The 10,346-nt window shown below is 71.1% G+C and carries 12 protein-coding genes; 4 read left to right on the top strand and 8 right to left on the bottom strand.

The features are described from left to right. The 3 genes from Q0741_RS12360 to Q0741_RS12350 form a co-directional block, all read right to left on the bottom strand. The coding region (locus Q0741_RS12360) for an AAA family ATPase (protein ID WP_298233509.1) at positions 1-948 on the bottom strand (948 nt) is incomplete at its 3' end. 76 nt (positions 949-1,024) lie between these two features. Further along, the gene (locus tag Q0741_RS12355; RefSeq protein WP_298233508.1) at positions 1,025-1,609 is read right to left on the bottom strand and encodes a hypothetical protein; all 585 of its coding nucleotides are present in this window, start codon (positions 1,607-1,609) and stop codon (positions 1,025-1,027) included. A 122-nt stretch (positions 1,610-1,731) separates the two neighbouring features. Then, positions 1,732-2,136 carry a YbaN family protein gene (locus Q0741_RS12350; protein WP_298233507.1) on the bottom strand — a complete coding sequence of 135 codons (405 nt, stop codon included), beginning with the start codon at positions 2,134-2,136 and terminating at the stop codon, positions 1,732-1,734. Positions 2,137-2,212: 76 nt separating this feature from the next. Between Q0741_RS12350 and Q0741_RS12345 the strand changes: the two genes are divergently transcribed. From Q0741_RS12345 to Q0741_RS12335, 3 genes are all read left to right on the top strand, one after another. After that, positions 2,213-2,692, top strand: coding sequence for a hemerythrin domain-containing protein (locus Q0741_RS12345; protein ID WP_298233506.1), 480 nt, complete (start codon positions 2,213-2,215; stop codon positions 2,690-2,692). Positions 2,693-2,854: 162 nt separating this feature from the next. Beyond that, positions 2,855-3,766 (top strand): LysR substrate-binding domain-containing protein, encoded by a 912-nt coding sequence (locus tag Q0741_RS12340; protein ID WP_298233505.1) that lies wholly within the window; start codon positions 2,855-2,857, stop codon positions 3,764-3,766. A 110-nt stretch (positions 3,767-3,876) separates the two neighbouring features. After that, positions 3,877-5,034 carry an alpha-hydroxy acid oxidase gene (locus Q0741_RS12335; protein WP_298233504.1) on the top strand — a complete coding sequence of 386 codons (1,158 nt, stop codon included), beginning with the start codon at positions 3,877-3,879 and terminating at the stop codon, positions 5,032-5,034. Positions 5,035-5,196: 162 nt separating this feature from the next. On the opposite strand, the gene Q0741_RS12330 is transcribed toward Q0741_RS12335, so the two are convergent. The 3 genes from Q0741_RS12330 to dcd form a co-directional block, all read right to left on the bottom strand. Further along, entirely contained in the window at positions 5,197-5,634 is a 438-nt protein-coding gene (locus tag Q0741_RS12330; protein ID WP_298233503.1) for a DUF1801 domain-containing protein, read from the bottom strand. A 13-nt stretch (positions 5,635-5,647) separates the two neighbouring features. Then, positions 5,648-6,526 (bottom strand): neutral zinc metallopeptidase, encoded by an 879-nt coding sequence (locus Q0741_RS12325; protein ID WP_298233502.1) that lies wholly within the window; start codon positions 6,524-6,526, stop codon positions 5,648-5,650. A gap of 163 nt (positions 6,527-6,689) precedes the next feature. Continuing rightward, positions 6,690-7,259, bottom strand: a complete 570-nt coding sequence (gene dcd / locus Q0741_RS12320) for a dCTP deaminase (protein ID WP_298233501.1) — start codon at positions 7,257-7,259, stop codon at positions 6,690-6,692. Positions 7,260-7,417: 158 nt separating this feature from the next. On the opposite strand from dcd, the gene Q0741_RS12315 reads away from it, so the two are divergent. Beyond that, positions 7,418-8,212 (top strand): alpha/beta hydrolase, encoded by a 795-nt coding sequence (locus tag Q0741_RS12315; RefSeq protein WP_298233500.1) that lies wholly within the window; start codon positions 7,418-7,420, stop codon positions 8,210-8,212. Between the two features lie 126 nt (positions 8,213-8,338). Here the strand turns inward: Q0741_RS12315 and Q0741_RS12310 are convergent, their stop codons facing one another. Together Q0741_RS12310 and Q0741_RS12305 are read right to left on the bottom strand one after the other, a co-directional pair. Further along, entirely contained in the window at positions 8,339-9,748 is a 1,410-nt protein-coding gene (locus Q0741_RS12310; RefSeq protein WP_298233499.1) for a phenylacetate--CoA ligase family protein, read from the bottom strand. Continuing rightward, positions 9,741-10,220 carry a universal stress protein gene (locus tag Q0741_RS12305; protein WP_298233498.1) on the bottom strand — a complete coding sequence of 160 codons (480 nt, stop codon included), beginning with the start codon at positions 10,218-10,220 and terminating at the stop codon, positions 9,741-9,743. The genes Q0741_RS12310 and Q0741_RS12305 overlap by 8 nt, the downstream gene beginning before the upstream one ends. Positions 10,221-10,346: the final 126 nt, after the last annotated feature.

The raw sequence follows: 10,346 nt of genomic DNA, 5'->3' as shown, positions 1-10,346 counted from the left end.
TGCCGCGGGCCGGGTGGTGCCCGCGTCGGCGTGGGCCAGCGCCGGCTTGGGCGCCGATGAGCGCAGCCCGCTCCAGACGACAGCCGCCAGGCCCACCGCGCCGGCCAGCGCCGCGGCGGCGATCACGCCCTGGTGCCGGCGCGGCGGCAGGTTGAAAACCTCGGAGGCCGCCTGGCGCACGGTGGCGGCGTCCACCTGGCGTCGGCCCTGGGCATAGGCCCCCAGCAGCGCGCGGTCGCACAGCAGGTTGATGCGCCGCGGCACGCCCTGCGTCAGCGCGTGGACGCGCCGCAGCGCCGAAGCATCGAAGGGCGGCGGTCCGCCCAGGCCGGCGATGGAAAGCCGGTGCTCCACGTACTGGCGCGTCTCGGCTTCGGACAGCGCCTGCAGGTGGTAGCGGGCGATCACGCGCTGCGCCAGCTGCTCCATGCCGGCCAGCGTGCGCTGCAGCTCCGGCTGGCCCACCAACACGATCTGCAGCAGCTTGCGCTCGTCGGTCTCCAGGTTGGTCAGCAGCCGCAGCTGCTCCAGCAGCTCGGGGCTGAGGTTCTGCGCCTCGTCGATGACGAGCACGCACTGCCGCCCGGCGGCGTGCTCGCGCAGCAGGAAGGCGTTGAGCGCATCGACCAGCGGCTTGACCGTCGTGGCCTCGACGTGCCCCAGGCCGAAGTCCTCGCACACCGTCTGCAGCAGCTCCACCGCCGTCAGGCGCGGGTTGAAGACGTAGGCGGCGTGGCAGTCGGGCGGCAACTGCTGCAGGAAGGCGCGGCAGACGGTGGTCTTGCCTGCGCCGATCTCGCCCGTGAGCAGCACGAACCCGCCGCCGCCGCGCACGCCGTAGAGCAGGTGCGCCAGCGCTTCACGGTGGCGCTCGCTCATGAAGAGGTAGCGCGGGTCCGGGGCGATGGAGAAGGGCTCGCTGCGCAGCCCGAAATGATTGACGTACATCGGCGACGGTTCGGGGTTCGTGACCGGCCGGTCGAGGCGCCTCAGGCGTGCCGCGGCCTCGCTGCGGCGGACAAGGTCAGCGCCGGCCGCGCGCGGCGTGTTCGGCGAAGGCGATCTCGGTGGCCAGTTGCAGCCGGCGCTCGGCGCTCAGCGCCTCCAGCTCCGACAGGCTCATGTGGCGGCGGCGACGCAGCAAACCGGCCATGAGGCGGCGCAACTCGCGCTCGGACAGGTCGGCCTCGTCGGCGCCCTCTTCCAGCGACAGCACGCCGCTGATGCAGGTGATGGCCACGGCGACTTCCTCGTCGCTGTAGTCCTCGTCGTAGCCCTCGTCGGCACCGTTGCCGCCGACGGGCTCGCGGTCGCGCTCGGGCTCGCGCTGCTCTTCCTCTGGCTCGCCCCAGCCTTCGATTTCGCGCGCGCGCTCGGGCACGACGGGCGGCTCCTCACGGCGCAGCGAGCGCGAGGGCAGGTCCAGGCGGCGGCCCATTTCCATGTCCAGCAGGTGCCGCACCTGGCTCGCCGTCACGCCCGACGCCTCCAGGGCCAGCCCCAGGCGGGCCCAATGTTCGAGCTGCTGAGCCACGGTGCGGCTCATCAACTCGGATTCGCGCTGCGCGAGCGCGAATAGCGAGTCTGGGATGCGGATCGTCTGGGACATGCTGATGGCCGGTATAGCAAAGGGCGGCAATCTACCACCGTCGGACACCGGCGACGATGACGGGGCGCAGCCCGGCGCCCGGCCCGGCCCCGGACGTGGCTTGCATCACGGGTACGCCGGGCTCAGCCCGGAGGCTGCGCCACCGTGTTCGGCAGCCGCCACAACCATAGCGCCACCGCCGCGCAGCACAGCCCCGGCACCCAGCGCCAGGGCGAGGGCAGCCACCACGCGGCCAGCACGCTGGAGAGCGCCATCATCGACCACGCAATGCGCTTGGCGCGCAGCGGCACGGCGCGCTGCTCGCGCCACTGCCGCACCGGCGGACCCAGGGTTGGATGCTCCAGCAACCACCGCTCGCAGCGCTCGCTGCCGCGCGAGAAGCAGAACGCCGCCAGCAGCACGAAGGGCACCGTGGGCAGCAGCGGCACGAAGGCTCCCACCACGCCCAGCAGCAGGCTCACGCCGCCGGCCACCAGCCACAGCCAGCGCAGGGGCCGGCGCCGCGGTTTCGTGAATTCCGTGCTCATGCGTGGATGCTAACGGGGCCGCCGGCTTGAGCTGGCTCAAGGGATGGGCCCGCGGCGGGGTCCACACTCGCGTCCCATGCCGACCCTGATTTGGTCCGATGCGCTGGCTCTGCAGCAGCCGCAGATGGACAACACGCACCAAGAATTCGTGGATCTGCTCGCCGCGGCCGAGGCCGCGCTCGACGCGGAGCCGGCCACGCTGCTGCAGCGTTTCCAGGAGTTGCTGGACCACACCGTCGAGCATTTCGCGCAGGAAGACCGCTGGATGGCCGCCACCGGCTTCGCTACCGAGAACTGCCACAGCTTCCAGCACGCCGCGGTGCTGCAGGTGATGCGCAACGTGGTGGCGCTGGCGCAGACCGAGGGCGACTTCGGCCCGCTCAAGCAGGCGGTGGCGGAGCTGGCGCAGTGGTTCCCGGGCCACGCGCAGATGATGGACGCGGGCCTGGCCTTCCACATGGAGCAGGTGGGCTTCGACCCCGTCACCGGCCGCACCCGCGAGCCCGTGGCCGAGGGCGCCATCACCGGTTGCGGCAGCACCTCCTGCAACGACTGAGCCGGCACCGGCCCACTTCCTGAGTCAACCCTGAATCACCCTTGCCGCGCCGCCCCCGGGCGGCGTTCGGCATTCCGGGCCCCGCCTTCCGACCGCGCCCCGCACGCGGCTTCGCCGGCGGCGCCCGGCCGGGCACGGAGCCGCTGCTAGAGTGCGGCAGCCATGCCGGACCTGCGCTTTCCCTCCATCGATGGCCTGCGTGCCTTCGAGGCCGCGGCGCGGCTGGGCACCTTCGAAAAGGCCGCCGAGGAACTGGCCGTGACGGCCAGCGCCGTGGGCAAGCGCATCGTCGCCGTGGAGGAGCTGCTGGGCACGCCGCTGTTCCAGCGCGGCCCGCGCCTGACGCTCACCCCCGCCGGCAAGGAATACCTCACGCACGTGCGCGCGGCGCTGGGCCTGCTGGCCGCCGCGCCCCAGCACCGCCGCGGCGCGCGCCGCGTGCAGCGCCTGCGCGTGAGCACGCCGCCCACCTTCGCGCGCCACATCCTCGTGCCCGAGCTGCCGGCCTTCACGGCGGCGCACCCGGCGGTGGAACTGGAGGTGGTGCTCTCCATTCCCTTTCTCGACGACGCCGGCACCGAGGCCGACGTGCAGGTGCGCCACGGCGACGCCGCGGCCGTGGGCGGTACGGTGCTCATGCCCGATGTGGTGCTGCCCATGGCCGCGCCCTCGCTGCTGTCGCGGCTGCCGCCACTGCGCACGCCCGCCGACCTGGCCCGCGCGCCGCTGCTGCGCACGCCGCTGGAGCCCTGGGCGCCGTGGTTCGAGGCCGCCGGCCTGCCCTGGGCCGAGCCCGACCAGGGCCCGCGCCTGCTGGACCTGGGCTTGACGCTGGAGGCCGCGCTGGGAGGTCAGGGCGTGGCGCTGGCCCGCCCTTCCCTGGCGCGAACCTGGCTGGAGAACGGCGCGCTGGTGCCGCTGTTCGACGTGCGGGCCACGCCCGCCCACCAGTACCACGTGCTGCCCCACGCCGCGGGCGGCGCAGCGGCGGCTTTCGCGCAGTGGCTGCAGCGCAGCTGCGAGCGCATCGCGCGCGAGGCGCTGGAGCAACTGGCCGCGCGCCGCGCGGGCTGAATCCCAGCCGGCGCCGCTTTCCGCCCGCGCCTGAACATTTGTCCGACCGTAGCGCCCGGCGCGCCGCTACGATCCGCGCCCATCAGAAACACCCCGAGACACACGACACCATGAGCAGCGTGATCACCAACGTCGAAGACCTGCGCGTGCTGGCCAAGCGGCGCGTGCCGCGCATGTTCTACGACTACGCCGACAGCGGGTCCTGGACCGAGAGCACCTACCGCGCCAACGAAAGCGACTTCCAGAAGATCAAGCTGCGCCAGCGCGTGGCGGTGAACATGGAGGGCCGCTCCATCCGCGCCAACATGGTCGGCCACGACGTGGCCATGCCGGTGGCCATCGCGCCCACGGGCCTCACGGGCATGCAGCACGCCGACGGCGAGATCCTGGCGGCCCGGGCGGCGGAGAAGTTCGGCATCCCGTTCACGCTCTCGACCATGAGCATTTGCTCCATCGAGGACATCGCGGCCCATACGACGAAGCCCTTCTGGTTCCAGCTCTACGTGATGCGCGACCGTGGCTTCATCGAGCGCCTGATCGACCGCGCCAAGGCCGCCAACTGCTCCGCGCTGCAGCTCACGCTGGACCTGCAGATCCTCGGCCAGCGCCACAAGGATCTGAAGAACGGCCTGTCCGCGCCGCCGAAGCCCACGCTGGCCAACCTCATCAACCTGGCGACCAAGCCGCGCTGGTGCATGGGCATGCTGGGCACCAAGCGCCGCAGCTTCGGCAACATCGTCGGCCATGCCACAGGGGTGGGCGACCTCTCTTCGCTGAGCTCCTGGACCGCCGAGCAGTTCGACCCGCAGCTCAACTGGGGCGACGTGGAATGGATCAAGAAGCGCTGGGGCGGCAAGCTGATCCTCAAGGGAATCATGGACGTGGAGGACGCGCGGCTGGCGGCCAACTCCGGCGCCGATGCGCTGATCGTGAGCAACCACGGCGGGCGCCAGCTCGACGGCGCGCCCAGCTCCATCGAGGCGCTGCCGGCCATCGTGGAGGCGGTGGGCAAGGACATCGAGGTGTGGATGGACGGCGGCATCCGCAGCGGCCAGGACGTGTTCAAGGCCTGGGCCCTGGGCGCGCGCGGCACGCTCATCGGCCGCGCCTTCCTCTACGGCCTGGGCGCCATGGGCGAGGCCGGCGTGACGCGCTGCCTGGAGATCATCGCCAAGGAGCTGGACCTCACGATGGCCTTCTGTGGCCACCGCAACCTGTCCAGCGTGGACACGGGCGTGCTGCTGCCGGGGACGTTCCCGAAGCCTTGAACAGCCTCAGTCCAGTACTTCTTTGCTCATGAAATGACCCGTTCGGACTGAGGTATCGAAGGCCGAATCCGTCAGGGTCAGATGGCAGCGTTACGGCAGGGCCGTTCATCCTTCGATACCTCAGGGCGAACGGATTACTTCATTCACGAGTGCGAGCTGGGATCAGCGCACGCCAGGCGGCGAATTCGGTGTCCCATGCGCCTCCGGCCGCAGCTGCGCCGGGTCGATGCGGTGGCGCAGCTCCATGCACGCGCGCACCACGCGCGCGACCTGGCCTTCGTCCACTCCCTGCGAGTAGCGGCACTTGAGCGGGCGCGCCAGCGGGTGGTCCGCGGCCTCGTCGCCGGGACCGTGCGGCGGCAGCATCGCGCACAGCACGCGCGCGGCCTGCAACTGCGCATGCGTCTTGTGCGTGCTGATGGACAGCAGCTGCGCCGGACCGTCCAGGTACGCCAGGTTGCCCCACTTCACGCTGGGCACGAGTTGCGGCGCGGCGTCGAGCACCGCGCCGTGCAGCGCGCGCACGGTGGCCTGCTGGTGGGGAGGCAACATGTCGAACCAGTTGTCCACCAGCGCGGCGGAGTTGGAGAGTCGTCGCATGGAAAGCCTGCTTTCAGGAACCGGCGGTTTCGAAGGTGTTGCACTGCGCGGGCACGCCTGACTGCAGCCCACGCTTGAACCATTGCACGCGCTGCGCGCTGCTGCCGTGCGTGAAGCTCTCGGGCACCACGGTGCCGCGGCTGCGGCGCTGCAGCGTGTCGTCGCCGATCTGCGAGGCGGCGTTGAGCCCCTCCTCGATGTCGCCCGCCTCCAGCCAGCCCTTGCCGCGCTGCGAGTGGTGCGCCCACACGCCGGCGAAGCAGTCGGCCTGCAATTCCAGCCGCACCGACAGCGCGTTGGCCTGGGCTTGGCCCAGGCGCTGGCGCTGCGCGTCCACGCGCTGCGTGAGGCCCAGCACTGTCTGCACGTGGTGCCCGACCTCGTGCGCGATGACGTAGGCCTGCGCGAAATCCCCCGGCGCACCCAGGCGCTGCGACAGCGTGTCGAAGAAGCTGAGGTCGATGTAGACCTTGCGGTCGGCCGGGCAATAGAAGGGCCCGGCGGCGGACTCGCCCGTGCCGCAGGCGGTGCGCGTGGCGCCGCGGAACAGCACCAGGCGCGGCGGCTCGTAGGGACGGTTGGCGCGGCCCATGATCGCGCCCCAGACGTCCTCGGTGTCGGCCAGCACCACCGAGGCGAAGCGGGCGCGCTCGTCGGTCGGATGCGAGGGTGCCACCTCGCGCTGCGCCGGCACGTTGGCGCCACCGCCGTCCATCAGGCCCAGCAGCGCCAGCGGGTTGATGCCGAAGATCCAGCCCGCGATCAGCGCCACCACCACCCCGCCCAGGCTCAGCCCGCGCCCGCCGATGGGCAGGCCGCCGAAGCCACCGCCACCGGACTCCCCGCGCACGTCCTCGACGTTGTCGCTCTCCCGCTGCCCCTGCCACCTCATGCCGGCTCCCTGGCTGAGACTGAAATGGCGGTCCGCCCGGGGCGGGCCGCCTGCGTGTGTGTCGCAGGTGCAGCAATCGGCATGCGCGGCGCGGTCATGGGCTCATGCGGCGGCGCGCCGAGCGGCCGCGGGGGCGCCGGCACGGTCCGCGGGGTGTGGGGGATCAGGTCTTGGGCAGGGTCACGCCGCGCTGGCCCTGGTACTTGCCGCCGCGGTCGGCGTAGCTGGTTTCGCAGACCTCGTCGCTCTCGAAGAACAGCACCTGCGCACAGCCTTCGCCAGCGTAGATCTTGGCCGGCAGCGGTGTGGTGTTGGAGAACTCCAGCGTCACGTAGCCCTCCCACTCGGGCTCGAAGGGCGTGACGTTGACGATGATCCCGCAGCGCGCGTACGTGCTCTTGCCCAGGCAGATGGTCAGCACGTTGCGCGGGATGCGGAAGTACTCCATGGTGCGCGCCAGCGCGAAGCTGTTGGGCGGGATGATGCAGACGTCGCCCTCGAAGTCCACGAAGCTCTTCTCGTCGAAGTTCTTCGGGTCCACCACCGTGGAGTGCACGTTGGTGAAGATCTTGAATTCGCGCGCGCAACGAATGTCGTAGCCGTAGCTGCTGGTGCCGTAGCTGACGATCCTGTGGCCGTCCGCGGCGTAGCGGACCTGGCCGGGCTCGAAGGGCTCGATCATCCCGTGCTCTTGCGCCATGCGGCGGATCCACTTGTCGCTCTTGATGCTCATGTCTTGTTCCGTTCAACGGTGCTGACCAGGATTTTGACAGCGCCGCGTCAGGTCCTCCCCGTGTAGGACTGGGCTGACACCATGACGCGCATCAAGCTGGGGCGTGATGGGCGCAGGGCTTGCTTGGACTGCGGTACCAACAGCATTCGAGTCCCGCCATGTCCCTGTCCTTGTCTCCATCGAGCTGTACGACCCAGGCCTATGCCTATGGCGCACCGCCGCTGGCCCTCATGGGGCTGGAGCCGATGCGTGCCCTGTTCGAATACGTCAGCGCCGGCTTCATGGACCGCAGCCGGCTGCCCTCGGGCGACGGCCATCCCGTGGTGCTCTTTCCCGGGCTGTGCGCGGACGCCGTGGCGATGGCGCCGCTGCAGCGCTGCTGCCGCGACCTGGGCTACGAGGCCAGCGACTGGGGCCGCGGCTGCAACGTCGGCCCGCAAGGCGCAGTGGAGGAGTGGCTGGACCGTCTCACCGAGGGCGTGGCCTGCACCGTGCGGCAGCAGGGACGCCGCGCCAGCCTGGTCGGCTGGAGCCTGGGCGGCATCTACGCGCGCGAGATCGCGCGGCGCCGCCCGGACCTGGTGCGACTGGTGATCACGCTGGGCACGCCCTTCGCGGGCCGCGGCGAGCACACCAACGTCGGCGTGCTCTATCAGCTCTTCAGCGGGCGACTGCCGCACATCGACGAGGCACTGCTGGCGCGGCTGGCCGCCACGCCGCCGGTACCCACGACCTCGATCTACAGCCGCAGCGACGGCGTGGTGGCCTGGCAGGCCTGCCGTGAGGCCGCAGGCCCGCAGGCCGAAAACGTGGAAGTACAGGCCAGCCACATCGGGCTGGTGTGGCATCCCCAGGTCTGGGCCGTGGTGGCGGACCGGCTGGCGCAGCCTGAAGGCCACTGGCAACCCTACGCGGCCGACACCCTGGCGGATGGACGGTTGCGGACGCACTGAAAGCAAACCGGGTATTCAGGCCGCGAGCCACTTCGTCGTCATGCCCGCCTTCGCGGGTGTGACGGGCGATTCAAGTCGCCATCAAGGAATGAGCCGCTGTCCCGGTTGCCCGGGCAACCGTGGCCCTCACTCCCCCGCCCGCGCCAGCACCCGGCGCAGCTTGCCGCTGCGCCCGCGCAGCATGGGCAGCGAGGTCTCGTCCAGCAGCTCCAGCGGCACCAGCCCCTGCACGTGCGCGAAGTGCTGCAACGCCTGGCGGCAGCGCTGCAGCGCCGCCGGCGCCTCGCTGCACGGCCCCCCCAGGCGCAGCGCCAGGGTGCGGCCGTCGCACTGGCGCAGCTGGAAGTCGTAGATGCGCGCGTGCTCCTCCATCACCGTGGACAGCGCCAGCGGCAGCAGCGTCACGGTGCCGCCGGCACGCGCGTCCATGTGCAGCAGGTCGTCGCCGCGGCCTTCCACGTGGATGACCGGCAGTGCGCTGCCGCAGGCGCAGCGCCCGGCGGAAACGGTGAGCTGATCCTCCATCTCGTAGCGGATGAGCGGCTGCACCTTGTTGGCCAGGTTCGTCAGCAGCACGCGCGACGAGGCCTGGCCCGGCCACACCGGCCGGTACTGGTCGTCCACCGGCTCCAGGATCACCCAGTCGCTGTTGAGATGCATGGCGCCGTGGTCGCACTCCCAGCCCATGGCCAGGAACTCCGAGGCGCCATAGCTGTTGCGAACGCGGCAGTCAAAAACTTGCTGCACATGACGGCGCAGCATGGGCTCCAGCGTCTCGCCGCCGGTCCAGATCTCGCGCGGCGCGATGCGCAGCTCGCCGGCTTGCGCCTGCTCCGCCAGCAGTGCCGCGGCCGTGGGATAGGTGGCGACGATGCTGGGACGCCAGGCGTTGAGCGCGCGCACCAGCATGTCCACCGGCTGCAGGATAGAGAAAGCCTGCAGGTTGCCCGCCATCCACGGATGGCGCTGGCGCAACCGCTGCACGCTCACGCAGGTGGCGAAGTGGCCGTCGGTGGCACCGACGAAGGCGATGCGCTCGCCCAGCCCCAGCGGCACGGGCCAGCTCCAGGGCGAGGCGCCGCCATGGCGCAGCGACTCCAGCGCGTCGTACACCGCCATGGCTGCCGGGTCCTGCACGAAGATGCCGGGCTCGCCACTGGTGCCCGAGCTCTCCCACACCGTGTAGCGATCCAGGAAGGGCTGGGCCATGCGCCGCGGGTCGTGCACGAAGGCCTGCACCTGCGCCAGGCGCAGCGCCGGGTCGCAGACCCACTCGTCGAAATGGCCCATCAGCTCACCGCGGCGCTGCACCGGCAGCGCCTGCAGCGGCTGCCGCGCCGCGTCGGGCGGCAGCTGCCGCGCGTACCAGCGCGAATGCGCCTGCGCGCCGCGCACCAGTTCGGCCAGGCGCTGGCGCTGGCGCTGCGCCAGCAGCGCGGGACTGGCGCGCGCCGTGCTCACCACGTCCCACGCCGCGGCCCCTGCGCTGAGCAGGTCGAACATCGGCGCGACGGCGCTGCTCAGGGATTCAGGCACCGGGGCTCTCCTCGTCCAACTCGTCCGCCGGCGGCGCGGGCTCGGGCTCGGCATGGCGCACGATGGTCAGCGGCAACCGGCAGTCGTGCAGCATCGTCTGCGCCACCGAGCCCAGCACGGGGGCGAAGCCGCCCACGCCGCGCGCGCTCATGACGACGGCATCGCACTGCTGCTCCTCGGCGATGTCCAGCAGCGTGTGCGCCACGTCGCCCTGGCCCACCTGCACCTCGTACTCCACGCCCACGGCCTGCAGCAGCGCCTGCGCGCCCTGCAGCGAATCCGCCGCCGCGCCCTCGCTCAGCCGTGCCAGCGCCTCGGCGTCGTGCAGGGTCATCATTTCGTAAAAGGTTGCGGGCTCCTGCACGTTGGCCAGCACGAAGCTGGCGCGCAGGCCCTCGCGTACCAGTTGCAATGCATGCCGCACGGCATCCAGCGCCAGGGTGGAACCGTCCACGGGCAGGAGGATCTTCATCGGCGGTTTCCTTCGACTGTCGTTATGGTTGGGCCGTCCACCGGCCCCCAAGGCACTTTAGTCTGGAAGCGCCAAGCCCTCAAAGCAGTGGCCGCTGATTTAGATCAAGCAGTCGCAGTCCGGCGC

Source organism: uncultured Azohydromonas sp., assembly GCF_937926365.1.
In the GTDB taxonomy this organism is placed as follows: domain Bacteria; phylum Pseudomonadota; class Gammaproteobacteria; order Burkholderiales; family Burkholderiaceae_C; genus Azohydromonas.
The sequence above is the reverse complement of the archived record's forward strand: the minus strand, read 5'-3'. Positions and strand labels throughout refer to the sequence as shown.

Excerpts from the sequence above, each read along its gene's own strand:
- Q0741_RS12355 (WP_298233508.1), bottom strand. The coding sequence starts at position 1,609 with ATGTCCCAGACGATCCGCATCCCAGACTCGCTATTCGCGCTCGCGCAG.
- Q0741_RS12350 (WP_298233507.1), bottom strand. The coding sequence starts at position 2,136 with ATGAGCACGGAATTCACGAAACCGCGGCGCCGGCCCCTGCGCTGGCTG.
- Q0741_RS12345 (WP_298233506.1), top strand. The coding sequence starts at position 2,213 with ATGCCGACCCTGATTTGGTCCGATGCGCTGGCTCTGCAGCAGCCGCAG.
- Q0741_RS12340 (WP_298233505.1), top strand. The coding sequence starts at position 2,855 with ATGCCGGACCTGCGCTTTCCCTCCATCGATGGCCTGCGTGCCTTCGAG.
- Q0741_RS12335 (WP_298233504.1), top strand. The coding sequence starts at position 3,877 with ATGAGCAGCGTGATCACCAACGTCGAAGACCTGCGCGTGCTGGCCAAG.
- Q0741_RS12330 (WP_298233503.1), bottom strand. The coding sequence starts at position 5,634 with ATGCGACGACTCTCCAACTCCGCCGCGCTGGTGGACAACTGGTTCGAC.
- Q0741_RS12325 (WP_298233502.1), bottom strand. The coding sequence starts at position 6,526 with ATGAGGTGGCAGGGGCAGCGGGAGAGCGACAACGTCGAGGACGTGCGC.
- dcd (WP_298233501.1), bottom strand. The coding sequence starts at position 7,259 with ATGAGCATCAAGAGCGACAAGTGGATCCGCCGCATGGCGCAAGAGCAC.
- Q0741_RS12315 (WP_298233500.1), top strand. The coding sequence starts at position 7,418 with ATGTCCCTGTCCTTGTCTCCATCGAGCTGTACGACCCAGGCCTATGCC.
- Q0741_RS12305 (WP_298233498.1), bottom strand. The coding sequence starts at position 10,220 with ATGAAGATCCTCCTGCCCGTGGACGGTTCCACCCTGGCGCTGGATGCC.